The sequence below is a fragment of the Streptomyces sp. NPDC001393 genome (genome assembly GCF_053597455.1).
Genome location: NZ_JBSFIH010000001.1, coordinates 297,568 through 323,226, shown reverse-complemented (window position 1 = coordinate 323,226; position 25,659 = coordinate 297,568). Strand labels below are relative to the sequence as shown.

23 protein-coding genes are annotated in these 25,659 nt (G+C 70.6%); 17 read left to right on the top strand and 6 right to left on the bottom strand.

The features are described from left to right. Window positions 1–34: 34 nt before the first annotated feature. From ACWC2T_RS01410 to fabF, 4 genes are all read left to right on the top strand, one after another. Window positions 35–952: an ACP S-malonyltransferase gene (locus ACWC2T_RS01410; protein ID WP_450668413.1), complete on the top strand. Its 918-nt coding sequence runs from the start codon at window positions 35–37 to the stop codon at window positions 950–952. Window positions 953–963: 11 nt separating this feature from the next. Next, a complete protein-coding gene (locus tag ACWC2T_RS01405; protein ID WP_450668412.1) occupies window positions 964–1,995 on the top strand; it encodes a beta-ketoacyl-ACP synthase 3 in 1,032 nt (343 codons plus the stop codon). Between the two features lie 81 nt (window positions 1,996–2,076). Next, the gene (locus ACWC2T_RS01400; RefSeq protein WP_018545314.1) at window positions 2,077–2,325 is read left to right on the top strand and encodes an acyl carrier protein; all 249 of its coding nucleotides are present in this window, start codon (window positions 2,077–2,079) and stop codon (window positions 2,323–2,325) included. An 86-nt stretch (window positions 2,326–2,411) separates the two neighbouring features. Next, window positions 2,412–3,674 (top strand): beta-ketoacyl-ACP synthase II, encoded by a 1,263-nt coding sequence (gene fabF, locus ACWC2T_RS01395; RefSeq protein ID WP_450668411.1) that lies wholly within the window; start codon window positions 2,412–2,414, stop codon window positions 3,672–3,674. A 90-nt stretch (window positions 3,675–3,764) separates the two neighbouring features. Here the strand turns inward: fabF and ACWC2T_RS01390 are convergent, their stop codons facing one another. Continuing rightward, the gene (locus ACWC2T_RS01390; protein WP_450668410.1) at window positions 3,765–4,259 is read right to left on the bottom strand and encodes a DUF3145 domain-containing protein; all 495 of its coding nucleotides are present in this window, start codon (window positions 4,257–4,259) and stop codon (window positions 3,765–3,767) included. Window positions 4,260–4,535: 276 nt separating this feature from the next. Between ACWC2T_RS01390 and ACWC2T_RS01385 the strand changes: the two genes are divergently transcribed. Both ACWC2T_RS01385 and ACWC2T_RS01380 read left to right on the top strand, forming a co-directional pair. Beyond that, on the top strand, window positions 4,536–5,429 hold the full coding sequence (locus ACWC2T_RS01385; RefSeq protein ID WP_450668409.1) for an SGNH/GDSL hydrolase family protein: 894 nt from the start codon (window positions 4,536–4,538) through the stop codon (window positions 5,427–5,429). Window positions 5,430–5,454: 25 nt separating this feature from the next. Then, window positions 5,455–6,426 (top strand): aldose epimerase family protein, encoded by a 972-nt coding sequence (locus tag ACWC2T_RS01380; protein WP_450668408.1) that lies wholly within the window; start codon window positions 5,455–5,457, stop codon window positions 6,424–6,426. A 342-nt stretch (window positions 6,427–6,768) separates the two neighbouring features. Here ACWC2T_RS01380 and ACWC2T_RS01375 read toward each other — a convergent pair whose 3' ends face one another. Beyond that, complete coding sequence (locus ACWC2T_RS01375) at window positions 6,769–9,204, bottom strand: beta-glucosidase (protein ID WP_450668407.1); 2,436 nt, start codon at window positions 9,202–9,204, stop codon at window positions 6,769–6,771. 159 nt (window positions 9,205–9,363) lie between these two features. On the opposite strand from ACWC2T_RS01375, the gene ACWC2T_RS01370 reads away from it, so the two are divergent. Further along, a complete protein-coding gene (locus tag ACWC2T_RS01370; protein WP_450668703.1) occupies window positions 9,364–9,888 on the top strand; it encodes a TetR/AcrR family transcriptional regulator in 525 nt (174 codons plus the stop codon). Between the two features lie 7 nt (window positions 9,889–9,895). Here the strand turns inward: ACWC2T_RS01370 and ACWC2T_RS01365 are convergent, their stop codons facing one another. Further along, a complete protein-coding gene (locus tag ACWC2T_RS01365; RefSeq protein ID WP_450668406.1) occupies window positions 9,896–10,663 on the bottom strand; it encodes an EI24 domain-containing protein in 768 nt (255 codons plus the stop codon). Between the two features lie 43 nt (window positions 10,664–10,706). Then, on the bottom strand, window positions 10,707–11,144 hold the full coding sequence (locus tag ACWC2T_RS01360; RefSeq protein ID WP_450668405.1) for a MarR family winged helix-turn-helix transcriptional regulator: 438 nt from the start codon (window positions 11,142–11,144) through the stop codon (window positions 10,707–10,709). An 88-nt stretch (window positions 11,145–11,232) separates the two neighbouring features. Here ACWC2T_RS01360 and ACWC2T_RS01355 point away from each other — a divergent pair, with 88 nt between their 5' ends. Continuing rightward, a complete protein-coding gene (locus ACWC2T_RS01355) occupies window positions 11,233–12,231 on the top strand; it encodes an NADP-dependent oxidoreductase (protein ID WP_450668404.1) in 999 nt (332 codons plus the stop codon). Window positions 12,232–12,339: 108 nt separating this feature from the next. After that, window positions 12,340–12,759, top strand: a complete 420-nt coding sequence (locus ACWC2T_RS01350; protein WP_450668403.1) for an organic hydroperoxide resistance protein — start codon at window positions 12,340–12,342, stop codon at window positions 12,757–12,759. Window positions 12,760–12,826: 67 nt separating this feature from the next. On the opposite strand, the gene ACWC2T_RS01345 is transcribed toward ACWC2T_RS01350, so the two are convergent. Continuing rightward, entirely contained in the window at window positions 12,827–13,981 is a 1,155-nt protein-coding gene (locus tag ACWC2T_RS01345) for a serine hydrolase domain-containing protein (RefSeq protein WP_450668402.1), read from the bottom strand. A 253-nt stretch (window positions 13,982–14,234) separates the two neighbouring features. After that, window positions 14,235–15,194, bottom strand: coding sequence for an SCO2400 family protein (locus tag ACWC2T_RS01340; RefSeq protein ID WP_450668401.1), 960 nt, complete (start codon window positions 15,192–15,194; stop codon window positions 14,235–14,237). 200 nt (window positions 15,195–15,394) lie between these two features. On the opposite strand from ACWC2T_RS01340, the gene ACWC2T_RS01335 reads away from it, so the two are divergent. From ACWC2T_RS01335 to ACWC2T_RS01300, 8 genes are all read left to right on the top strand, one after another. Then, a complete protein-coding gene (locus ACWC2T_RS01335; RefSeq protein ID WP_450668400.1) occupies window positions 15,395–16,552 on the top strand; it encodes a mandelate racemase/muconate lactonizing enzyme family protein in 1,158 nt (385 codons plus the stop codon). Then, window positions 16,549–17,553: a zinc-dependent alcohol dehydrogenase gene (locus ACWC2T_RS01330; protein ID WP_450668399.1), complete on the top strand. Its 1,005-nt coding sequence runs from the start codon at window positions 16,549–16,551 to the stop codon at window positions 17,551–17,553. Before ACWC2T_RS01335 ends, ACWC2T_RS01330 begins: the two co-directional genes overlap by 4 nt. 149 nt (window positions 17,554–17,702) lie before the next feature. After that, window positions 17,703–18,674, top strand: a complete 972-nt coding sequence (locus ACWC2T_RS01325; RefSeq protein ID WP_450668398.1) for a hypothetical protein — start codon at window positions 17,703–17,705, stop codon at window positions 18,672–18,674. Window positions 18,675–18,711: 37 nt separating this feature from the next. Further along, window positions 18,712–19,821: a multiple monosaccharide ABC transporter substrate-binding protein gene (gene chvE / locus ACWC2T_RS01320; protein WP_450668397.1), complete on the top strand. Its 1,110-nt coding sequence runs from the start codon at window positions 18,712–18,714 to the stop codon at window positions 19,819–19,821. Window positions 19,822–19,853: 32 nt separating this feature from the next. Then, on the top strand, window positions 19,854–21,404 hold the full coding sequence (mmsA, locus tag ACWC2T_RS01315) for a multiple monosaccharide ABC transporter ATP-binding protein (protein WP_450668396.1): 1,551 nt from the start codon (window positions 19,854–19,856) through the stop codon (window positions 21,402–21,404). Next, window positions 21,401–22,645, top strand: coding sequence for a multiple monosaccharide ABC transporter permease (gene mmsB / locus ACWC2T_RS01310; protein WP_450668395.1), 1,245 nt, complete (start codon window positions 21,401–21,403; stop codon window positions 22,643–22,645). The genes mmsA and mmsB overlap by 4 nt, the downstream gene beginning before the upstream one ends. Before the next feature lie 141 nt (window positions 22,646–22,786). Beyond that, window positions 22,787–23,950, top strand: coding sequence for an aldose epimerase family protein (locus tag ACWC2T_RS01305; protein WP_450668394.1), 1,164 nt, complete (start codon window positions 22,787–22,789; stop codon window positions 23,948–23,950). 101 nt (window positions 23,951–24,051) lie between these two features. Next, the gene (locus tag ACWC2T_RS01300) at window positions 24,052–25,635 is read left to right on the top strand and encodes a pyridoxal phosphate-dependent aminotransferase (RefSeq protein WP_450668393.1); all 1,584 of its coding nucleotides are present in this window, start codon (window positions 24,052–24,054) and stop codon (window positions 25,633–25,635) included. Window positions 25,636–25,659: the final 24 nt, after the last annotated feature.

The following is a 25,659-nucleotide window of genomic DNA, read 5'->3' as shown; positions in this document are numbered from 1 at the left end:
GCGGCCGTGGCCGTCCCCAAGAGAGAGTGTGAGAGTGCTCGTACTCGTCGCTCCCGGCCAGGGCGCCCAGACGCCCGGCTTCCTGACTCCCTGGCTCGAACTGCCCGGCGCCGCCGACCGCGTGGCCGCCTGGTCGGACGCCATCGGACTGGACCTGGTGCACTACGGCACCCAGGCCGACGCCGACGCCATCCGTGACACCGCGGTGGCCCAGCCGCTGCTGGTCGCCGCCGGGATCCTGTCCGCCGCGGCACTGGGTGACAGTGCCCCGGACACCGTCGCCGGCCACAGTGTGGGCGAGATCACCGCCGCCGTCTTCGCGGGCGTGCTGGACGAGACCTCCGCGCTGAGCCTGGTCCGCAGGCGGGGTCTGGCGATGGCGGATGCCGCCGCGGTCACCGAGACCGGCATGTCGGCGCTGCTCGGCGGCGACCCCGAGACCTCCGTCGCGCACCTGGAGAAGCTGGGCCTGACCCCGGCGAACGTCAACGGCGCGGGCCAGATCGTCGCCGCGGGCACGCTGGAGCAGCTGGCGGCGCTGAACGAGGACAAGCCCGAGGGCGTCCGCAAGGTCGTCCCGCTGAAGGTCGCCGGCGCCTTCCACACCCACCACATGGCTCCCGCCGTCGAGACGCTGGCCAAGGCCGCCGCGGAGCTGGTCCCCGCCGACCCGAAGGTCCGTTACGTCTCCAACAAGGACGGCCAGGCCGTCACGACCGGCGCCGAGGTGCTTCAGCGGCTGGTCGGACAGGTCGCCAACCCGGTGCGCTGGGACCTGTGCATGGAGACCTTCAAGGAGCTGGGCGTCACCGCGCTCATCGAGGTGTGCCCGGGCGGCACACTGACCGGCCTGGCCAAGCGGGCGCTGCCCGGCGTCACGACGCTGGCCCTGAAGACCCCCGACGACCTCGACGCGGCTCGCGCGCTCATCGCTGAGCACGCCGGCGCCTAAGGAGCCCGTACATGGCGAAGATCAAGCCCAGCAAGGGTGCCCCGTATGCGCGCATCCTCGGGGTCGGCGGCTACCGGCCGACGCGGGTGGTGCCCAACGAGGTGATCCTCGAGAAGATCGACTCCTCCGACGAGTGGATCCGCTCGCGCTCCGGCATCGAGACCCGGCACTGGGCCGGTCCCGAGGAGACCGTGGCCGCGATGTCGATCGAGGCGGCCGGCAAGGCGATCGCGGACGCCGGCATCGGCGCGGAGCAGATCGGTGCCGTGGTCGTCTCGACCGTCTCGCACTTCAGCCAGACCCCGGCCGTCGCCACCGAGATCGCCGACAAGCTGGGCACGAACAAGGCCGCCGCCTTCGACATCTCGGCCGGCTGCGCGGGCTTCGGCTACGGCCTGACCCTCGCCAAGGGCATGGTGGCGGAAGGTTCCGCCGAGTACGTGCTCGTGATCGGCGTGGAGCGGCTCAGCGACCTGACCGACCTGGAGGACCGGGCCACGGCCTTCCTGTTCGGCGACGGCGCCGGCGCGGTCGTCGTCGGCCCCTCGCAGGAGCCGGCGATCGGCCCGACCGTGTGGGGCTCCGAGGGCGACAAGGCCGAGACCATCAAGCAGACCGTCCCCTGGGACCGGTTCCGGCTCGGCGACCTGTCCCAGCTGCCGCTCGACAGCGACGGCAACGTCAAGTTCCCCGCCATCACGCAGGAGGGCCAGGCGGTCTTCCGCTGGGCCGTGTTCGAGATGGCGAAGGTCGCCCAGCAGGCGCTGGACGCGGCCGGCATCAGCCCGGAAGAGCTGGACGTCTTCATCCCGCACCAGGCCAACGTGCGGATCATCGACTCGATGGTGAAGACCCTCAAACTGCCGGAGCATGTCACGGTCGCCCGTGACATCCGCACCACCGGCAACACCTCGGCCGCCTCGATCCCGCTCGCGATGGAGCGGCTCCTGGCGACCGGGGAGGCGAAGAGCGGCGACACCGCGCTCGTCATCGGATTCGGGGCGGGTCTCGTCTACGCCGCCACGGTCGTTACCCTCCCCTAGGCACTCCGTGCCGGATCATGCGATTCGGCAGGGGGACAACTGCCACAAACCGTCTGGAACATCGAAGAAGGAGCGCCTGACATGGCCGCCACTCAGGAAGAGATCGTCGCCGGTCTCGCCGAGATCGTGAACGAGATCGCCGGGATCCCCACCGAGGACGTCCAGCTGGACAAGTCCTTCACCGACGACCTGGACGTCGACTCGCTGTCCATGGTCGAGGTCGTCGTCGCCGCCGAGGAGCGCTTCGACGTGAAGATCCCGGACGAGGACGTCAAGAACCTCAAGACCGTCGGTGACGCGACCGACTACATCCTCAAGCACCAGGCCTGAGTCACCTTTTAGGCCCTGAGGCTGCAAGGCCCCGCCACCCGGCGGTGGCGCCGTCGAATCCCGCATCCGTTGGAGAAAGAATTCCCGTGAGCCCGACCAATCGCACCGTGGTCGTCACCGGTATCGGCGCAACCACACCGCTGGGTGGCGACGCAGCTTCGTTCTGGGAGGCCCTCGTCGCCGGCACGTCCGGTGTCAGCCTTCTGGAGCAGGAGTGGGCGGCCGACCTGCCGGTCCGCATCGCAGCGCAGATCGCCGTCGAGCCCGGCGAGATCATCCCCCGGCCGCAGGCCCGCAAGCTGGACCGCTCGGCGCAGTTCGCGCTGATCGCCGCTCAGGAGGCCTGGAAGGACGCCGGTTTCACCGCCAAGGCCGGTGAGGACTCGTCCGTGAACCCGGACCGTCTCGGTGCGGTCATCGCCTCCGGCATCGGCGGCGTGACGACGCTCCTGGACCAGTACGACATCCTCAAGGAGAAGGGCGTACGCCGCGTCTCCCCGCACACCGTGCCGATGCTGATGCCCAACTCCCCGGCGGCCAACGTCGGCATCGAGCTCGGTGCCCGCGCCGGTGTGCACACCCCGGTCTCGGCCTGCGCCTCGGGCGCGGAGGCCATCGGGTACGCCATCGAGATGATCCGCACCGGGCGTGCGGACGTGGTCGTGGCCGGTGGTACCGAGGCCGCCATCCACCCGCTGCCGATCGCCGCGTTCGGCAACATGATGGCGATGTCCAAGAACAACGACGACCCGCAGGGCGCCTCCCGTCCCTACGACGCCGCGCGTGACGGCTTCGTGCTCGGTGAGGGCGCCGGCGTGATCGTCCTGGAGTCCGAGGAGCACGCCAAGGCGCGCGGCGCCCGGATCTACGCCGAGGCCGTCGGCCAGGGCGTCTCCGCCGACAGCCACCACATCACGCAGCCGGAGCCGTCGGGCAACGGCATCGCGCACGCGCTGCAGAACCTGCTGGACAACACGGATCTGAAGCCGGCCGAGGTCGTGCACGTGAACGCGCACGCCACGTCCACGCCGCAGGGTGACGTGGCCGAGATCAAGGCGCTGCGCAAGGTGTTCGGCGACGACGTCGACCACATGGCGATCTCCGCGACGAAGTCGATGACCGGTCACCTGCTGGGCGGTGCCGGTGGCATCGAGACCGTGGCGTCGATCCTGGCGCTGGTCAACCGTACGGCCCCGCCGACCATCAACCTCGACGACGTCGACCCCGAGGTCAACGCGGACATCGTGCGGGGCGAGGCCCGTCAGCTGCCCGAGGGCCGCATCGCCGCGCTGAACGACTCGTTCGGGTTCGGCGGGCACAACGTGGTCCTGGCGTTCCGGACGCTGTGAGTACGTGACCGAAGGGGCCCCCACCAGCCGGTGGGGGCCCCTTTCGTACCGTCTGCTCGTATCAGTCTGCCCGGATGTCGTACCGCCTGCTCAGACCACCTGGTGCAGCCAGCGGACCGGTGCTCCCTCTCCCGCGTACCTGAACGGCTCCAGTTCGTCGTCCCACGGCTTGCCGAGGAGCTTGGCGATCTCGGCCTCCAGGTCGGTCTCTTCCCGTTGGGACCGCGTCAGCGCCGCGCGCAGGCGGTCCTCGGGGATGAGGATGTCGCCGTGGAGACCGGTGACGGCGTGGAAGATGCCCAGGTCGGGGGTGCAGCTGTAGCGCTCGCCCTCGGCGGTCGGGCAGGGCTCGGCGGTGACCTCGAAGCGGAGCAGGTGCCAGCCGCGCAGGGCCGAGGCCAGCTTGGAGGCCGTGCCCGCCTCCCCCTGCCAGGAGAACTCCGAGCGCCAGGTGCCGGGGGCCGCGGGCTGCCGGATCCAGTCGAGGTTGACGCGCGTGCCGAGCACCCCGGCGACGGCCCACTCGACGTGCGGGCACAGCGCGCGCGGCGCGGAGTGCACGTACAGAACTCCACGTGTCGTCACCGGAACCTCCGGGCAGAGCGGGACATCTTGCGGACTGGCTGGCGGCAGTGGCACGACGGCCGCGTTGATGGCGAGGCTACCCTGCGTCGGTGCAAGGAGTGTGACGTACCGTCGGTCCCGGTGCCAGGAAACCTCCGCCATTCACCCAGGGGGACGCTTGTACGGGGGTGCTCCGTTCCCGGGCGCCCGGTCGGGAACCCTCACGCGTTGTTATGAGTGGGAGCACATACGACGACCTGGTGGTACCGGGTCCGACGACGAGGGGATCGGCAGGGGATGTGGAAGCCGAGCAGCCGTACGCGAGCCGCGCTCAGCCTCGTGGCGGCCGCGGTGCTGGGCGTCGCCGGGTGTGACGCGGGCGGCGGGAACGCGCCCGCGCCGCAGGGCACCAGGGCGCGTACGGCCAGACCGGCGCCGGTGTGGAACCGCAGCCCCGACTCGATCGCCGCGGTCGGCGACTCCATCACCCGCGGCTTCGACGCGTGCACGGTGCTCTCGGACTGCCCCGAGGTGTCCTGGGCGACCGGCAGTGACACGCAGGTGGACAGCCTGGCGGTGCGGCTGCTCGGGGCCGCGGGCGCGGCGGAGCGCAGCTGGAACTACGCGGTCACCGGCGCCCGCATGGCGGACCTGCCGGGGCAGATGGACCAGGCGGCGGCGCACACCCCGGGGTTGGTGACGGTGATGGTGGGCGCGAACGACGCCTGCCGGTCCTCGGCGCGGGCGATGACCTCGGTGGCCGCCTTCCGCGCGGACTTCGAGGAGGCGCTGCGCACCCTGCGCGAGGCGTCGCCGAAGACCCAGGTGTACGTGGCCAGCGTGCCGAACCTGAAGCGGCTGTGGTCCGAGGGGCGGGCCAATCCGCTGGGCAAGGAGGTGTGGAAGCTCGGCATCTGCCCGTCGATGCTGTCCGGCGCGGACGATCTGACCGGCGCGGCCGTGCTGCGCCGGGACCGGGTGCAGCAGCGGGTGGTGGAGTACAACAAGGTGCTGAAGGAGGTCTGCGCCAAGGACAGCCGCTGCCGCTTCGACAACGACGCGGTCTACGACTACCGCTTCGGCACCGACCAGCTCAGCCACTGGGACTGGTTCCACCCCAGCAGGGACGGGCAGGCGCGGCTCGCGGCGATCGCGTACCGGACGATCATCGCGGCCGATCCGGTTGCCTAGGACACTCATCGCCTACTGTTTTCACATGAGCGAACTTTTCGGCACACTTTCCGACGGCACCGAGGTCCACCGCTGGACGCTGGAGCGCGCCGGGACACGCGTGGAGGTCCTGACGTACGGCGGCATCGTGCGGTCGGTCCAGGTGCCGGACCGGGAGGGCCGGTCGGCGAACGTGGTGCTGGGCTTCGCGGACCTGGACGGTTACCTCACGCACCCGGAGCCGTACTTCGGCGCCCTGATCGGACGGTACGCCAACCGGATCGCGCGCGCCCGCTTCCCGCTGGACGGCGTGGTCTACGCCCTGGAGCCGAACAACGCCCCGAACTCCCTGCACGGCGGTGCACTCGGCTTCGACAAGCGGGTGTGGGCCGCGCAGCCCGTCGAGGACGGGGTGCGGCTGAGCCGGGTGAGTCCGCACGGCGAGGAGGGCTTCCCGGGCCGTCTGGAGGTGTCGGCGACCTACACCCTGGACGCGTCCGGCGCGCTGCGGATCGCCTACGAGGCGGTCACGGACGCGGCGACCGTGATCAACCTCACCAACCACAGCTACTTCAACCTGGCCGGCTCGGGCCATGCGGGCGGGCACGAACTGCGGCTCGCCGCAGCCCGTTTCACCCCGGTCGACGCGGACCTGATCCCGACGGGCGCCCTTCAGGACGTCACCGGCTCCCGGTTCGACTTCCGCACCCCCCGCAAGGTCGGCTCGGGCTACGACCACAACTTCGTCCTGGACAAGGGGGTGACCGACGCCCCGGAGGAGGTCGCCGAGCTGCACGACCCGGCCTCCGGGCGCACCCTGACCGTGGCGACGACCGAGCCGGGCCTGCAGCTGTACACCGCCGACCACCTGGGCGAACCGTTCGCCCCGGGAGACGGCATCGCGCTGGAGACCCAGCACTTCCCGGACTCCCCGAACCGGAAGGAGTTCCCGAGCACGGTGCTGAGGCCCGGCGAGGTGTTCCGTTCGGAAACGGTGTACGGGTTCGGGGTCCGCTAGTGCCCCGGCAGGCAACGTTTGCCCGTCAAGGAGCGACGTCCGGTGCGTGCTCTGGGGGTCCCCCCCGGCCGAAGGCTGGGGGAGTGCCGGGTGCAAGTCCTCGTACTGGATGTACTTGGGCTTGTGCCCGGTGCGGCGAGTGGGGGCACCTCCCACGCCCCTAAGGCAGTGGGGGAGCGTGCCGGGCGTCGCGACGGGGCGAACGTTGCCTGTTGGGGCACTAGCTCCTGGGCTTGCGGAACGTGCCCCTCGGTGCCACGCCCCTCAGCAGCCGGGTACGTTGAGCCCCGGTCCGGAGGTCAGGTCCCGGACCGGGGCTGCTCGTGGGGGACTTGTCCCGGATCAGACGTTAATCGGCGCGGTGAGCCTGCGGTCCGCGATCGAGCGTCCGGCGGCGATCTCGTACGAACCCTTCACACACGCCCACGCCTTCGCCGTCTCGTCCCAGCTCTCGAAGGCGCGGCGCGGCAGCGTGACGGTCACCTCGACGCTCTCGCCGGGACCGGCCTCGGCGGAGGCGAAGCCGGCGAGCCGGCGGGCCGGGCGCCCGGGGCCGGGCTCGGCGGGACAGACGTAGACCTGGACGACCTCGCGGCCGGGCCGCTCGCCCGTGTTGCGCAGGCGGATGCGCGCGGTGGTGCCGTCGACGTCCAGGGACTCGTAGGACCAGTCCGTGTAGCCGAGGCCGTGGCCGAAGGGGTAGGACGGGGTGCGGCCGGCCCTCTCCCAGGCGCGGTAACCGATGAACAGGTCCTCCGCGTACGGCAGTTCGCCGTCGGTCGGGACGACCTGGGTGACCGGGGCGTCGGCGAGGGAGCCCCAGGTGGTGGGGAGCCGCCCGCCGGGCTCGTGGGCACCGGTGAGGACATCGGCCAGGGCGGCGCCGCCCTGCTGGCCGGGGAACCAGCCGAGCAGGACGGCGGCGACCTCCTCGCGCCAGGGCAGTTCCACCGGGGAGCCGGAGTTGACGACCACGACCGTGTTCGGGTTGGCGGCGGCGACCGCGCGGACCAGGTCGTCCTGGCGGCCGGGAAGCCTCAGGTCCGTACGGTCGAAGCCCTCGGACTCGACGCGGTCGGTGGTGGCGACCATGACCACGGCCGTGTCGGCGTTCCGGGCCGCCCGGGCGGCCTCGGCGATCAGCTCGTCGGGGTCGCGCTGCGGCTCGGAGTGGGCGAGCCCGAAGGCGACGACCTGCAGGGGGATGTCCTCGGGGAGCTGGACGACGTGGGTGAGGGAGACCTCGACCGGTTCGCCGGCGGTGAGTTCGGCCTGCGCGCGGGGCACGGGGGCGCCGAAGAAGGCCTCGAAGGGGTCGTCCTTGTCGGGGCGCTGGACGTCGTCGTAGTACGTCGTGCCGTCGATGGCGAGCGTGAAGGGGCCCGTGCCCTTGACGCCGAAGGTGTGCGGGCCGCTCGCGCGCGGGACGAAGGTGCCGGTGAGCTCGACGGTGTGCAGGCGGTCGTGGGTGACGCCCTCCGGGAGGTCCGAGCCCATCCACTGGACCAGGCCGCTGGGCGTCGAGCGGGTGCCGATGACCTCGCCGTCGGCGTCGCGGCAGACGGCCCTGAGGCTGAACCCCCGGTCGGCCAAGGCGAGTTCGGTGGCCGGGTCGGCGCCGACGGCGTAGCTGAGGGTGCCCTCGGGGAGGGCGGCGGTGAGGCCGTCGAGCGGGGAGACGATCCGGGCCGGGAAGACGGTGGCGGAGCCGCCGCCGAGGACGCGGGCGTCGCGGGCGGCGGCGCCGATCAGGGCGACCGTGCCATTGGGCTTCAGGGGCAGGGCGGCGTTCTCGTTGCGGACGAGGACGAAGGAGCGGCGGGCGATCTCCCGGGCGAGGGCCTCGCCGTCGACGGGCGCGGGCGGTTCGGGTACGACGGGTTCGGCGCCCTCCAGGATGCCGACGCGTGCGGCGAGGCGCAGGACCCGCCGTACGGCCGCGTCGACGGTGGCCTCGGCGACCCTGCCGTCCCGGACGGCCTGCGCGAGGGCGTCGCCGTATACGGTCCGCGGGCCGGGCATGGCCACGTCCAGGCCGCCCTCGATGGCGCGGACCGTGTCGCGGGCGGCCATCCAGTCGGAGACGTTGACGCCGTCGAAGCCCCATTCGCCGCGCAGGACTTCGTTGACCAGGTGGTGGTGCTCGGTCATCGTCGTGCCGTTGACCGAGTTGTACGCGGTCATGATGCCCCAGGGGCGGGCGCTGCCGACGATGGCCTCGAACGGCGCCAGGTACAGCTCGCGCAGGGCCCGTTCGGAGACGAGGTTGTCGACGGTGAAGCGGTCGGTCTCGGCGTCGTTGGCGACGAAGTGCTTGACGGTGGTGCCGACTCCGCCGGACTGGACGCCGGTGACATAGCCGCTGCCGATCACGCCCGTGAGGTACGGGTCCTCGCTGTAGCACTCGAAGTGCCGGCCGCCGAGCGGGGAGCGGTGCAGGTTGACGGTGGGCGCGAGCAGGACGTGGACGCCCTTGCGCCGGGCCTCCTGGGCGAGCAGCACACCTGCCCGGCGGGCGAGTTCGGGGTCCCAGGTGGCAGCGAGCGCGGTCGGCGAGGGCAGGGCGACGGAGGGGTCGTCGGCGGTCCAGCGCACGCCCCGGACGCCGATCGGGCCGTCGGACATGACGAGGGACGCGAGACCGATCTGCGGCAGGGCGGGCAGGGTCCACATGTCCTGGCCGGCCAGCAACCGCGCCTTGGCGTCCAGGTCGAGCCGCCGCAGCGCCTCATCCACGACCGCCTCGCGGGCCTGATCGGCTGGGATCTCCACCTTCACGGCGCCTCCTCGCTGAAGTCCATGGGCCCCTCAATCCTGCCTCGGTCGCCTGCGAAGAAGTCGTGACCGCAACCATCAATTGAGCAACCCCCACGGCGAGCAACCACGTCCGCGAGAGCGGCGGCGGCTTAGCCGCATAGGAGGGCGCGGCGCGCGGAGATCGTCGGGGCGGCCCTGGAGGTGATCGCCGAGCGCGGTTACCGGGGGGCGAGCCTCGCCGCCGTGGCCGAGCGCGTCGGCCTCACCCAGCAGGGTCTGCTGCACTACTTCCCCACGAAGGACGCCCTGCTGGTGGCCGTGCTCCAGGAGCGGGACCGGTGGGACGCGGTGCCGGTCACGCAGTGGCGGGTGGATCTGCTGGCCTCGTTGGTGGAGTACAACGCGATGTGGCCGGCGATCATCCAGACCTTCTCCGCGCTGCTCGGCGAGAGCGTGACGGAGGGGCATCCGGCGCGCTCCTATTTCACCGAGCGGTGCGCCCGGGTCCGTGAGTCCATGGCGTCGATGCTGCGCGCCGAGTACGGCGACCGGCTGCCGAACGGGCTCACCCCCGAGCGCACCGCCCCGCTGCTGGTCGCCGTGATGGACGGGCTGCAGTACCAGTGGCTACTGGACCCGGAGTCGGTGGACATGCCGGGGGCGTTCCGGGACTTCCTGCGGTTGCTGGGCGAGCCGGTGGGCTGAGGGCCGCTCAGCCGGTCGCGCCCTCCTCGCCCTCCTCCCCCAGCAGCTCCCGCGCGAGCAGTGTCGCGCCCGCGACCGCGCCCGGCATCAGGAACACCGCGACGAACGGGATCACGAAGGCCAGGCCGAGGGGCACGCCGAAGCCCCAGGCCAGGGCCTTGCGGGAGCGGAGCAGGGCGAGCCGGGCGCGCAGGTCCACGCCCCGGCGCTGGAGGGCGACGGCGGTGAGTTCCTCGGTGAGGAAGAAGCCGGTGACGAAGAAGCCGAGCACCGGGACGGCCGTCTGGCCGGCGAACGGCAGGAGGCCGAGGGCGAAGAGCAGCACGCCCCACAGCGCGGCCCGCACGAGGACGCGCAGGCTGTCGCGGGCCGAGATCCACAGTTCGCGCCGGAGCGGCAGGTCCGACCGCGGGGCGGTGCCGTCGGGCGAGACGTCGGCGTCGACCTGCTCCGACAGGTTCTCGCAGAAGGGCTGGCCGACCAGCAGGGTGACGGCCGTGAACATCAGCACGGCCAGCAGCAGCCCGAGAGCGAAGAGGACAGCCGTGAGGAAGCCGCGGAACAGACCCTGCCAGGGACTGGACCAGTGGTCGGCGAACGGCGTCGCCCAGGTGACCGCGTCCTCGCCCCACACCGCGAGCGCGACCAGCGCAGCGGTGTAGAGCACGAGGGTGATCAGCGCGGGCAGCAGCCCGAAGCCGTAACTCCGGCCGTGCCGGGCCATCCAGCGCTGGCCCTTCAGCAGATGGCCGAACCCCACCCCGAGATCGCGCATGGCGGAGACTTTACCGATCCCCCGCCGCCCGGCACGCGCCCCCTCAGGCGTCCAGCATCCGGCGCAGCAGATCGCGCAGGGAGCGGCGCTCCTCCTCCGACAGCCCGGCGAGGGGCTCGCGGGCGAAGCGGAGGCCCTCCCGCAGGTCCTTGGCCATGCGCACGCCCTCGTCCGTGGCGACGGCCAGCTTCACGCGGCGGTCGGCGGGGTCCGGGCGGCGCTCGACCAGCCCCCGGGACTCCAGGCGGTCCACGATCCCGGTCACGTTGGACGGCTCGCACTTCAGCTTCTGCGCCAGCTTGCGCATGGGCAGCGGCTCCAGCGAGAGCATGCTGAGCAGCCGGGCCTGGGGTCCGGTCAGCGTGTGCTCGCCCGCCGCCTTCTCGTAGTCCGCGTAGAAGCGGGCGACGACGTCGCCGATCAGTTCGACGACCTCCATGGTCAGGGCGTCGGGGCGGCGGGTCTGCGATGGGGTGGACATGCGCTCCAGGATAGCCGGTTACTTGACATCCTGAAATATTCAGGAGCATGGTTGTTTCAGGTTCTGAAGTATTTGAGAAAGGCCCGTCATGATCAACCGTGAGTGGCACCTGGTGAGCCGTCCCGTCGGCTGGCCGAAGCCCGAGGACTTCGCCCTCGTGGAGACCCCCGTACCCACCCCCGGCGAGGGCCAGGTGCTGGTACGGAACAAGTACCTCTCCGTGGACCCGTACATGCGCGGCCGAATGAGTGCCGCGAAGTCGTACGCCGCCCCGTTCGAGCTGGGCAAGGTCATGCAGGGCGGCGCGGTCGGCGAGGTGATCGCCTCCAACGCCGAGGGCATCGCGGCCGGCGACCACGTCCTGCACTTCTTCGGCTGGCGCGAGTACGCGGTCATGGACGCGCAGCACGCCGTCAAGGTCGACCCCGCGGCCGCGCCCCTGTCGACGTACCTCGGCGTGCTCGGCATGACCGGCCTGACCGCCTACGCCGGCCTGCTGCGCACCGCCTCCCTCAAGGAGGGCGACATCGTCTTCGTCTCCGGCGCGGCGGGCGCCGTCGGCAGCCAGGTGGGGCAGCTCGCCAAGCTCATGGGAGCCTCGCGGGTCATCGGCTCGGCCGGGTCCGACGACAAGGTCAAGCTGCTCGTCGAGGAGTACGGCTTCGACGCGGCGTTCAACTACAAGAACGGCCCGGTCGCCGAGCAGCTGCGCGAGGCCGCGCCGGACGGCATCGACGTGTACTTCGACAACGTCGGCGGGGAGCACCTGGAGGCCGCGATCGGCTCACTGAACCAGGGTGGCCGCATCGCCGTCTGCGGCATGATCTCCGTCTACAACAACACCGAGCCCGCGCCGGGCCCGAGGAACCTCGCCCGCCTCATCCAGACCCGGGGCCGCATCGAGGGCTTCCTGGTCGGCGACCACTACGACCTGCAGCCGGAGTTCGTCCAGAAGGTCGGGCCCTGGGTCGCCTCGGGCGAGCTGAAGTACCGCGAGACCGTCGTCGAGGGCATCGAGAACAACCTGGAGGCGTTCCTCGGGGTGCTGCGCGGCGACAACATCGGCAAGATGATCGTCAAGCTCTGAGACCCCGTCCGGCCTTCCCTGTCGTTTCCGGCATGCGGTAACTTCTTTCCGAAATCCGCCGTCGATCGTGGGCGCGAGTCGCGGCGGACCGAGGAGAAGGACCACCGCATGCCCATCACGCAGTCCGACGTCCTGTACACCGCCGTCGCCACCGCCGAGAACGGGCGGGACGGCCGGGTCGCCACGGACGACGGCCGACTCGACGTCGTCGTCAACCCGCCCAAGGAGATGGGCGGCAGCGGCGCCGGGACCAACCCGGAGCAGCTGTTCGCCGCGGGATACTCCGCCTGCTTCCAGGGGGCTCTGGGCGTCGTCGCCCGGGCCGAGGGGGCCGATGTCTCCGGGTCGACCGTCACCGCGAAGGTCGGTATCGGCAAGAACGAGGACGGGTTCGGGATCATCGTGGAGATCTCGGCGAGCATTCCGAACGTGTCCGCCGAGACGGCCCGGGAGCTGGTCGAGAAGGCCCACCAGGTGTGCCCGTACTCGAAGGCGACTCGGGGGAACATCACCGTGACGCTGGCCTGACACTCGTCGTTGCGTATTGCGGAGACCGCATCCCTGGACGTGGGGTGCGGTCTCTCTCTTTCCGGCGTCAGCTGCTCTTCAACGCCGCCCGGTGTACCGCGCGCACGAACCCGTCGTTCTCCGGTGCCGCCCCGCCCGGGAACGCCGTCCGGCGGCGTGTGTAGCCGTAGGCGATGCCGCTGCGCGGGTCGGCGAAGGCCTGGCTGCCGCCTGCGCCGCTGTGGCCGAAGGTGCCGGCGCCCAGGACCGGGTGCCACATGTCGGCGGTGGCCTGGAAGCCGAGGCCGTACGACTTGTGGGCGCGGGCCACCAGGTCGTAGCCCACGGAGTGGATCTGGCCGACCTCGGCGACCGTGTCCGGCTTCAGCAGCGGTGGCCGGTCGTCCAGCTCGCTGATCGCCGCCGCGTACATCGTGGCGAGCCCCCGCGCGGAGGCGACGCCGCCCGCCGACGCCGGTCCCTTGGCCCGTACGAGACGGGAGTTGGCGTAGTCCGCCAGTGTGCCCGGCTCCGGGACGTGCGTGTTGAAGGCGATCGAGGTCAGGGTGTGCGGACCGGTCGGCTGGGCATCCAGCCAGGCCTGCTGCTCGGGGGTCGGGAGCATCGGCTGGGCCGAACGGAAGCGGGGCTCCTCGGACTCGGGCAGGCCCAGGAAGAAGTCGATGCCGTACGGGGCGCGCACCCGCTCCTCGTACACCTCCTGGAGCGTGTGGCCCGTGGCCCGGCGGACCACCTCGCCGGTGAGGGCGCCGATCACCAGCGCGTGGTAGCCGAACGCCGTGCCCGGTCGCCAGAACGGCTTCTGGTCGGCGAGCCGTTCGGCCATCGCCCGGTCGTCGGCCGTCTCCTCGGCGGAGAACCCGGCGTCGATACCGACCAGCCCCGCACGGTGCGCCAGCAGGTCTCTCAGCGTCACCGCGCCCTTGCCCTCGGCGCCGAACTCGGGCCAGTAGTAGGTGACTTTGCGGTCCAGCTCCAGCGTGCCGTCCTGCACCAGGAGCGCCACCACCAGGTGGGCGGCGCCCTTGGTGGACGAGAACACACCGTACAGCGAGTCCGCCTCCGCGCCCGCCCACAGGTCGACGACCCGCCGCCCGTGCACATAGGCGCACAACTGGCCCTCGTAGTCGTCCCGTTCACCGGCGACGAAGGCAGCGAACTCCTCGCGCACCGCCTCGAAGCCCTCGGCGACCGTGCCGTGGACGGTGATCTGCTGCGTCATCCGCTCTCCTCAACCGAGCCGCTGCTCGCTGCTCCCTCTCGGCACAACGCCCGCGCCCGCTCCGGACGTTCCCGAGACCGGTACGGCGCGACGTACCTGTTCGACTCAACCGCCGCGGAGCCCCGTGGGTGTCACCCCAGCGTCATAGCCACCCCGGATGGCGGATGGCGCGGGGGTGGCGCGCAGATGGACACCGGCACGCACGCGCACCATGCCGGATACCTGCGAGGTGGGCCGGGGTGCGCGAGTCGGCTCAGGTGCACCACCACAGGAAGCGGGTGCAGGTCTTGGTGGGGGACGGGGTGGGGGACGGGGCCGAGGTCGTGGGCGCGCTGGTGGGGGTGGGGTGGGAGGTGGCGGTGGGCGCGGGGGCCCTGGGGGTGGTTCCGGCGCCCGGTGCGACGGTCTGCTGCGCCTTGCCGGTGTCCTTGGCTTCGGGCGACTTGGAGTGCTTGTCCTTGGGGGACTTGGAGGCGGACGCGGAGGCGTGCGGGGAGGCCGAGCCGGTCGCGCCGGAGGTGTCGGAGGCGGGATCGGCCGTGGCGCCGGGGGACGCGGAGGACGTACCGCCGTCGGCCGCCGCGTTCCCGGCCGGGTCCGGCTGTCCGCTGGAGAAGGGCGAGAAGGGCGCGTCCTTGCCGAGTTCGGCGAGGCCCAGACTGCCCGCGGCCAGCACGAACCCCGCGGTGATCAGCACCGTACGCCGGCGACGGCGCCGGTGTGCGGCGGCCTTGCGGTCGCGGCGACTGGCGTCGGCGTCGGCGGGGCCCACCGCGGCGCCGCCACGCACCCGGCGCCGCGCGGCCCGGCCACCGGCCTCGGGGTCGGTCTCGGGGTCCGTGTCCGTGGTGGGGTCGGCCGAGGACTCCGGTCCGTGGTCGCCGTCGGCCGCGGCTTCGGAATCGGGCTCGGGGTCGTACTCCGCCTCGGCTCCCCAGTCCTCGTGCGGCTGCTCCTGCTCCCCGGGCCACGCCGCCTGCTGCGGACCGGCCGGCTCGTACTGCTGCGGGACGCGGTACTCCGGGGACCCGTACTGCTGGGGCTCGTACTGCTGCGGCTCGTAGTGTTGGGGGACGCCGTAGCCGGGCGTCCCACCCGTGCCCGCGCGCGCGTACGCGGCCGGCGGTTCCGCGGCGGCGTGCGCCGGAGCTCCGCACCCGGGACAGGCCAGGGCGCCGTTGAGGTGCCGTTGGCACGGGTGGCAGTAGTCCATGACGCCGGAAGACTAGATTCCCCATCGGTCAGGTTCCTAGGCACGACTGTGAAAGTTTCGTAGAAAGCGAAAGAATTCTCGAAAGGCTTGTCGAAACCGTTACCTGTTCGACCCATTGACACCCCGACCGCCCCGTCCTTACTGTCACGCCAGCATTTCGAACGCGTGACGAAATCTCGAACAGCTGAGGGGCAACTGTCGTGCGCATCACCGGAATCAGCACGCACGTGGTCGGCACACCGTGGCGCAACCTGACCTACGTCCAAGTGCACACCGACGAGGGGATCACGGGAGTCGGCGAGACCCGGATGCTCGGTCACACCGACGCGCTGATCGGCTACTTGCGGGAGGCCGAGGCCAATCACATTCTCGGCTCGGATCCGTTCGCGGTCGAGGACCTCGTCCGCCGGATGAAGTACGGCGACTTCGGCCGTGCGGGTGAGATCGTGATGTCCGGCATCGCGGTCGTCGAGATGGCCTGCTGGGACATCAAGGGCAAGGCGCTGGGCGTGCCGGTGTGGCAGCTGCTCGGCGGGAAGGTGACGGACCGGGTCAAGGCGTACGCCAACGGGTGGTACACGACCGAGCGGACGCCGGAGGCCTACCACAAGGCCGCCCAGGGGGTCATGGAGCGCGGGTACAAGGCGCTGAAGATCGACCCGTTCGGCACCGGGCACTTCGAGCTGGACCATCAGCAGACCCTGTACGCCGTCTCGCTCATCGAGGCCGTGCGGGACGCGATCGGGCCGGACGCCGAGCTGATGCTCGAGATGCACGGCCGCTTCTCCCCCGCCACCGCCGTCCGGCTGGCCAAGGAGATGGCTCCCTTCAAGCCGGCCTGGCTGGAGGAGCCGGTGCCGCCGGAGAACCTGAAGGCCCTGGAGAAGGTCGCGGCCAAGGTGGACATCCCGGTCGCCACCGGTGAGCGGATCCACGACCGGATCGAGTTCCGCGAGCTGTTCGACAGCCAGGCCGTGGACATCATCCAGCCGGACGTCGGCCACATCGGGGGCATCTGGGAGACGCGCAAGCTCGCCGCCACCGCCGAGACGCACTACATGCTGGTCGCGCCGCACAACGTCGGCGGCCCGGTGCTGACCGCCGCCTCCCTCCAGGTCGGCTTCACCTCGCCGAACTTCAAGATCCTGGAGCACTTCAACGATTTCGCGGACGCGGAGATCAAGAAGGTGGTCAAGGGGGCGCCGCAGGTCGTGGACGGGTACTTCCAGCTGTCCGACGCGCCCGGTCTCGGCGTCGAGCTGGACGTCGACGCGGCCGCGGAGTTCCCGCAGCAGCAGGCCCGGTTCGACCTGTGGGCCGAGGGCTGGGAGCAGCGCAAGCCGAAGGGGACCAAGTGAGCACCGCCGTCGTCGTCGAGGCCCCGGGCCGGCACCGGCTCGTGCCGCACACGCCGCGCGAGCCCGGTCCCGGCGAGGCGCTGGTGGCCGTGCACGCGGTCGGCATCTGCGGCAGCGACCGCGAGGTGTACCAGGGCAACCGGCCCGAGGGGTACGTCCGTTACCCGCTCACCCCCGGGCACGAGTGGTCGGGGACGGTCTCCGAGGTGGGCGCCGGGGTGCCGGCGGGGCTCGTCGGGCGCAAGGTCGTCGGCGAGGGCTTCCGCAACTGCCAGGTCTGCGACCGCTGCCACGCCGGTGAGACCACCCTGTGCACCGAGGGCTACGAGGAGACCGGGTTCACCCAGCCGGGCGCCATGGCCGGCACGCTGACCCTCCCGGCCCGGCTGCTGCACGTCCTGCCGGACGACGCCGACCTCACCGCCGCCGCCCTGCTGGAGCCGGCCGCCTGTGTCGCGGCCGCCGCGCTGAAGGCCCGCGCCCTGCCCGGGGAACGGGCCGCGGTGGTCGGCACGGGCACGCTCGGGATGTTCGCCGTGCAGTTCCTGAAGGCCCTCTCGCCGGCCCAGCTGCTGGTGGTGGGCACCGGACGGGACCGAGAGGCGCTGTCCCGGAGTTACGGTGCGAGCGACTTCCGCACCAAGGACCAGCAACTCCCCGACGACATCGACGTGGTGATCGAGACCGCCGGGTCCGCGTCCGCCGCGCGCACCGCCGCCTCGCTGCTCAGGCGCGGCGGACGGCTGGTGCTGACCGGGATCCCGGCACCGGGTGCGGACGGGCTCGACCCGACCGATCTCGTCGTACGGCAGCTGGAGGTGCACACCGTCTTCGGGGCGCCGCCGGACGCCTGGGCGCACACCGTGCGGGTCTTCGGCGCCGGGCTGCTCGACCCGCTGCCGCTGGTCACGCACGAGCTGCCGCTGACCGAGTTCCCGCAGGCCATCGAGCTGGTCGGGGCGGGCGATCCGAAGGTGGGCAAGGTGCTGCTCCGTCCCTGAAGACGTACGCCGGTCAGGGCGTGACCTGACGGCGCCCTGACCGGCGTACCACCACGGCCGTTTTTTTGGCAGCACGACCCGGGCCGTGTTCCGCCCCGAGCCGCGAACCTCGTCCGATATTTCGAACGTCTCGACACGAAGGACAGCTAGTGACGACCGACGCTTCCGCCACGGCGGCCCGCCGACCCGGTGAGCAGACGCTCTCCGCCCTCGGCCTGGGCGCACCGGCCCTCGACCCCGCCGACGCCTCCGCGCACAGCTTCCCCGGCGGCGGCCGCTGGCGCACCGAGATCCCCTCGTGCGAGGGTCCCGAAGCGCTGGCGGTCGTCCTGAAGGAGGCCTCGCGCCTCGATGTGCCGATCCACCGGATCAGCCAGGGCAGCGGCGTGTGGATGCTCACCGACGCCGAGATCACCGAGATGGTCGAGGCCACCGCCGCACGCGACATCGAACTCTGCCTGTTCACCGGCCCGCGCGGCACCTGGGACATCGGCGGCTCGGTGCGGTCCGACTCGCGGGGGGCCGGACTGCGCGCACGGGGCCACGACGCCGTCGCCGGATGCGTCGAGGACGCCGTACGGGCAACGGAGTTGGGCGTCAAGTGCCTGCTCGTCGCCGACGAGGGCGTGCTGTGGACCCTGCACCGGGCCCGCGAGGCCGGGATCATCCCGGCCGACACGACCCTGAAGGTCTCGGCGCTCATCGGTCCCGTCAACCCGGCCTCGTACGCCGTCTACGAGCGGCTCGGCGCCGACTCTGTCAACGTACCCAGCGATCTGACGCTGGATCACCTCACCGAGATCCGCCGGGTGTCGGCGGCTCCCATGGACATGTACATCGAGGCCCCCGACGACCTCGGCGGCTATGTGCGGATGTACGAGGTCGCCGAGCTGATCCGGCGCGGCGCCCCGCTGTATCTGAAGTTCGGTCTGTCCAAGGCACCCGGCATCTACCCGTGGGGCACCCACCTGAGGGACGTGACCCTGGACACCGCCCGGGAGCGGGTGCGGCGCGGCCGGCTCGCCCTGGACCTGCTCGCCCGGCACGGCGCGGACGGCGACATGGCGCCGCTCGGATCCCGACTGCCAGGGGCTCTCAACCGTTTCCCCAGCCACGCGTGAACCCTCTCAACGACGAGAAGAACAAGGACTGATCACCATGCGCAACCGCAGAGCCGCCCTCGCCGCCATAGCCGGAGCCGCCTCGCTCGCCCTCACCCTGACCGCCTGCGGGCAGAGCAGCTCGGGCGGCAGCAAGGAGAAGACGGGTGACGTCAAGGGCGCCACCATCGGCATCGCGATGCCGACCAAGTCCTCCGAGCGGTGGATCAACGACGGAAACAACGTCGTGAAGAACCTCCAGTCCATGGGCTACAAGACCAAGCTGGTCTACGGCGAGGACGACCCCAGCACGCAGGTCTCGCAGATCGAGAACCTCATCACGCAGGGCGTGAAGGGCCTGATCGTCGCGGCGATCGACAACAAGTCGCTGAACAACGTGCTCCAGGAGGCGCACCAGGCGAACATCCCGGTGATCGCCTACGACCGGTTGATCCTCGGCACCCCGAACGTCGACTACTACGCCTCCTTCGACAACACGAAGGTCGGCGTCCTCCAGGGCACCTACATCGTGCACAAGCTCGGCCTGGACGCCGGCAAGAAGGGCCCGTTCAACATCGAGCTGTTCGCGGGCTCGAACGACGACAACAACACCAAGTACTTCTTCAACGGCGCCATGAGCGTGCTCAAGCCGTACATGGACAAGAAGCAGCTGGTGGTCAAGTCCGGGCAGACCCAGCTCAACCAGGTCACGACGCTGCGCTGGGACGGCACCACCGCGCAGAAGCGCATGGAGGACATCCTCACCTCGTCCTACAAGAGCGGCCGGGTCGACGCGGTGCTCTCGCCGTACGACGGCATCTCCATCGGCATCCTGTCCGCGCTGAAGTCCGACGGCTACGGCTCGGGCAGCAACCCGCTTCCGGTCATCACCGGCCAGGACGCCGAGCTGGCCTCGGTGAAGTCGATCATCGCCGGTCAGCAGACGCAGACCGTCTACAAGGACACCCGGCAGCTCGCCAAGGTCGCCTCGACCATGGTGGACGACGCCCTGAAGGGCAAGAAGCCGCAGGTCAACGACACCAAGACCTACACCAACGGCAGCAAGGTCGTGCCCGCCTACCTGCTCCAGCCGGTCAGCGTCGACAAGACCAACTACAAGCAGGTGCTGGTGGACGGCGGCTACTACACCGAGTCCGAGCTCAAGTAAGCACCCGCCCCTACGGATTGGAAGGCACGACCATGGCGGGACCCGTCCTGGAAATGCGCTCGATCGTCAAGACCTTTCCCGGTGTCAAGGCGCTGTCGGACGTCACTCTGACCGTCCGGCAGGGCGAGGTCCACGCCATCTGCGGGGAGAACGGCGCCGGAAAGTCGACCCTGATGAAGGTGCTCTCCGGCGTCCATCCGCACGGCACCTACGAGGGCGAGATCCTCTTCGAGTCAGAGGTCTGCCAGTTCAAGGACATCCGGGCGAGCGAGCAGCGCGGCATCGTCATCATCCACCAGGAGCTGGCGCTGGTGCCGTACCTCTCCATCGCGGAGAACATCTTCCTCGGCAACGAACACGCCACGCGCGGGTTCATCAACTGGAACGACACCCTCAGGCACGCCACCGACCTGCTGCGCCGGGTCGGGCTCGACGAGCACCCGGAGACCCGCGTCGCCGACATCGGCGTGGGCAAGCAGCAGCTCGTGGAGATCGCCAAGGCCCTGTCGAAGGAGGTGAAGCTGCTCATCCTCGACGAGCCGACGGCGGCCCTGAACGACGAGGACAGCGGCAAGCTCCTCGACCTGATCCTGGAGCTGAAGAACCAGGGCATCACCTCGATCATCATCTCGCACAAGCTCAACGAGATCCGCAAGGTCGCCGACTCGGTGACGATCATCCGCGACGGGCGGTCCATCGAGACGCTCGACGTGAAGGCGGAGGAGACGACCGAGGACCGGATCATCAGCGGCATGGTGGGCCGGGACCTCGACCACCGCTTCCCCGAGCGCACCCCGCACGAGCCGGAGGAGGGCGCGGCGCCCGCGCTGGAGATCCGCAACTGGACCGTGCTGCACCCGATCGACCAGCAGCGCAAGGTCGTGGACGATGTGTCGCTCAGCGTCCGCCGGGGCGAGATCGTCGGCATCGCGGGTCTGATGGGCGCCGGCCGCACCGAGCTCGCGATGAGCGTCTTCGGCCGCACCTACGGCCGGTACGCGGGCGGCACGGTCCTCAAGGACGGCACGGAGATCCGTACGAAGACCGTCGCGGAGGCGGTGGAGCACGGCATCGCGTACGTCACCGAGGACCGCAAGCACTACGGCCTCAACCTGATCGACACCATCAACCGGAACATCTCGCTGACCGCGCTGAGGAAGGTCGCGAGGCGCGGTGTGGTGGACGAGCAGGCGGAGCGGCAGGTCTCCGAGGGCTTCCGCACGTCCATGAACATCAAGGCGCCGACGGTCTTCGAGCCGGTCGGCAAGCTGTCCGGCGGCAACCAGCAGAAGGTCGTCCTCAGCAAGTGGATCTTCGCCGGCCCGGACGTGCTGATCCTGGACGAGCCCACGCGCGGCATCGACGTGGGCGCCAAGTACGAGATCTACACGGTCATCGACCAACTGGCCGCCCAGGGCAAGGCGGTCGTCTTCATCTCCTCCGAGCTGCCCGAACTGCTCGGCATGTGCGACCGCATCTACACGATGGCCGCCGGGCGGCTGACCGGTGAGGTGCCGCGGGCCGAGGCCACGCAGGAAGTGCTGATGCGCCAGATGACGAAGGACAAAGAGGTATCGCGATGAGCACGGACGTCACCGACAAGAGCCCGGCCGCCGCGCCGCCGGGCAAGGGCGGACCGGCCGCCGGGGAGGGCCTGCTGCAGCTGGTGCTCGGCGGCCTGCGCCGCAACATGCGCCAGTACGGCATGCTGATCGCGCTCGGCCTGATCGTCGTCCTCTTCCAGATCTGGACCGGCGGCGACCTGCTGCTGCCGCGCAACGTCTCCAACCTGGTGCTGCAGAACAGCTACATCCTGATCCTCGCGATCGGCATGATGCTGGTGATCATCGCCGGGCACATCGACCTGTCGGTCGGCTCGATCACGGCGTTCGTGGGCGCGTTCGCGGCCGTGCTCACGGTGCAGCACCATATGGCGTGGCCCCTCGCCCTGGTGCTGTGCCTGCTGGTGGGCGCGGCGGCAGGGGCCGTACAGGGCTTCCTGATCGCGTATTTCGGCATACCGTCGTTCATCGTCACCCTCGCCGGGATGCTGCTCTTCCGCGGTCTGACGGAGATCTTCCTCAAGGGCCAGACCCTCGGCCCGTTCCCGAACGGCCTGCAGAAGATCGGCAACGGCTTCCTGCCGGAGGTCGGTCCCAACACCAACTACCACAACCTCACCCTGCTCCTCGGCATCGTCCTGATCGCCGCCGTGGTGTGGCAGGAGCTGCGCGACCGGCGCCGCCAGCAGGAGTTCTCCCTCGACGTGGTGCCGAGGAACCTCTTCCTGCTCAAGCTGGTCGCCCTGACCGCCGCGATCGTCGCCCTCACGATGCTGCTCGCCAGCTACGACGGCGCGCCGATCGTGCTGATCATCCTCGGTGTCCTGGTGGGAGGCTACGGCTACGTCATGCGCAACTCGGTCTTCGGCCGGCACATCTACGCCATCGGCGGCAACCTGCCGGCGGCCAAGCTGTCCGGTGTGAAGGACAAGCGCATCACCTTCCAGGTGTTCCTGAACATGGGCGTGCTCGCGGCCCTGGCGGGTCTGGTGGTCGCCGCCCGCCTGAACGCGGCCTCGCCGAAGGCGGGCGACGGCTTCGAACTGGAGGCCATCGCCTCCTCGTTCATCGGCGGCGCCTCCATGAGCGGCGGTGTCGGCACCGTCCTCGGCGCCATCATCGGCGGTCTCGTCCTCGGCGTGCTGAACAACGGCATGAACCTCCTCAGCGTCGGCACCGACTGGCAGCAGGTCATCAAGGGCCTGGCCCTGTTGGCGGCGGTCGGGTTCGACGTGTGGAACAAGCGCAAGTCCGGTTCGTAAGCAAGCGAGTGAGCCGAAGGGGCGCGCCGGTGTCGAGAGACCGAACGCGCGGAGGCGCGAAGCGCTGAGCACGATCGGGCTCTCGACACCGGCATCCAGCGCCCCGGAGGCGAACGAGCGCCCAAAAAAGGGGAGCCGCACATGGAACTGAACAGACGCACGGTCATCGCAGGAGCCGCGGCGGCCGGTATCGCCGCCACCACCCTCGGCACGGGCAGCGCCCAGGCCGCGTCCGCTTCGACAGGAAGCCGTAAGCCGGTGAAGGAGTACTTCGGCACGCTCGCCGACGGCACGAAGGTCCACCGCTGGTCGCTGGAGAACGGCGGCACCCGCCTGAAGGTCCTCTCCTACGGCGGCATCGTCCAGTCCCTGGAGATACCCGACCGGCACGGCAGGTACGCCAACGTCTCCCTCGGCTACGACGACCTCGACTCGTACGTGAAGGGCACGACGTACTTCGGCGCCACCATCGGCCGGTACGGCAACCGCATCGCCAAGGGCCGGTTCACGCTCGACGGCAAGAAGTACCAGCTGTCCGTGAACGACGGCGTGAACAGCCTGCACGGCGGCAAGCAGGGCTTCAACACCAAGGTGTGGGACATCGAGCCCTTCGTCTCCGGCTCGGACGTCGGCCTGCACCTGTACTACACGAGCGTCGACGGCGAGATGGGCTACCCCGGCACGCTGAAGACGAAGGTCACCTTCACCCTCACCCGGCACGGCCACTGGCGGATCGACTACGAGGCCACCACCGACAAGCCGACCGTCGTCAACCTCACCAACCACACCTACTACAACCTCGCCGGCGAGGGCAGCGGCAGCATCTACGACCACGAACTCTGGCTGGCCGCTGGCCGGTTCACCCCCACCGACTCGGGCCTGATCCCCACCGGTGAGCTGGCGAGGGTCAAGGGCACCCCCTTCGACTTCACCCACCCCAAGCCGATCGGCCGGGACATCCGCATCGGCCACCCGCAGCTGGTCACCGCCAAGGGCTACGACCACAACTTCGTGCTCGACAAGGGCGTGACCGCGCGGCCCGAGCACGTGGTGACCCTGCGCGACCCCGCCTCCGGCCGCACCCTGAAGATCCTCACCGACCAGCCCGGTGTGCAGTTCTACTCGGGCAACTTCCTCGACGGCACCCTCGTCGGCCAGTCCGGGCACACCTACCGGCAGGGCGACGGCCTGGCCCTGGAGACGCAGCACTTCCCGGACTCGCCGAACGAGCCGAAGTTCCCCTCGACGGTGCTGCGGCCGGGCCAGACGTACCGGACGACGACGATCCACCGGTTCTCGGCGTGAACCGGCTCACACAACAGGTGAGTTGAACGCCACTGGCGTCACCTCCGTATCCATGGGTGGCCCGTGCTCCCCCGCGCGGGCCACCCGAAACGGAGGTCCCTTTGACCGGCAACGTCACCTCGTTGTTCCGTGGCGGCACCGCCCACAGCCCTTCGATGGCGGCGCTGACGCGGGAGGGCGGCGACGGAACCGGCCCGGTGGACTTCTGCGTCCCGTGCAACCCGTACTTCCCCACCCCGGCCATGTACGACGAGCTGGCGTCCCGGCTGCGCGAGATCATCACGTACTACCCGAGCAGCACCGACACCGTCACCGGCGAGCTGTGCAGCCTCCTCCAGCTCCCCCCGCAGTGCGTGGCGATGGGCAACGGCTCGACCGAGCTGATCACCTGGATCGACCACCTCCTGGTCCGCGAGTCCCTGGCGATACCCGTGCCGACCTTCGGCCGCTGGACCGACCAGCCGATGGAGACGGGCAAGCGGGTCGACATGTTCCCGCTCCAGGAGGCGAGCGGCTTCGCGCTGGACCTCGCCCAGTACGCCGAGTTCATCCGCCGGCGCGGCACCCGGGTGGCGGTGATCTGCAACCCCAACAACCCCGACGGCGGCTATCTGCGCAAGCAGCAGGTCGTCCAGTTCATGGACGCGATGACGGACCTGGACCTGGTGATCGTCGACGAGTCCTTCCTGGAGTTCGCCGACGCGGAGGCCGATCCGAGCGTCGTCCAGGAGGCCATGCTCCGCCCCAACGTCATCGTGCTGCGCAGCCTCGGCAAGAACTTCGGCCTGCACGGCATACGCTTCGGCTACCTGGTCGCCAACCCGGCGCTCGCGGCCAAGGTGCGCGGGATGCTCCCGAAGTGGAACCTCAACTCCTTCGCCGAGCACGTGGTGTTCATGCTGCGGGAGCACGGCCACGAGTACGCCCAGAGCCTGCAGCAGATCCGCCGTGACCGCCTGGAGATGGCCAGCCATCTGTCGGCGCTCCCCGGCCTGACGGTGTACCCCTCCCAGGGGAACTTCCTCTTCGTACGCCTTCCCGTGGGTGCCGAGGGCACGGTGGTCCGGGACCGGATGCTCACCGAGCACCGGATCCTGGTCCGCGAGTGCGGCAACAAGATCGGCTCCTCCAGCCGCTTCCTGAGACTCGTGGTGCGCCCCCAGGTCGACGTGCGTCGCCTGGTGTCCGGCCTGGAGCAGGTGCTCTACGGGTCCAGGAGGGGAGCCGCCGTACCCGAGCTGGGCACCGGGACCAGCTACAGCTCGGGTACGGCGGCGGTGGACCGGCTGATGAGCGAGACCAACGGAGGCGGATTCCAGGGCCTGGCCGCCCAGGCGCAGGCGCTGGGCGCCGCCGCCACCCCGGCCGCCCCTGCCCCGGCCGCAGGCACCGGCATGCCGGTGCCTGCGGCGCCTCAGCCGATGGCGGCCCCGGCCCAGCAGCCTGTGCAGCCGGTGCTGCAACCGATGGCGGAGCCCGCGCCTGGGCCCATGCCTGCGCTGGCCCCGATGCCCGCGCAGGCGCCCGCGGCCGCTGTCGCGCCCACGCCGCCCGGGGTGCCGGCCCGGGGTGGGCTCACGGCGGCTCAGGTGCGGGGGATGACGGCGCCGGCCACGGACCTGACTCCGGCGCCGGCCACGGGGTGGCCCAACGCGCAGAGCTGGCCGAACGCGGCGGGGGCCTAGCCGGCCCGAGGGCGCCTCACTGGA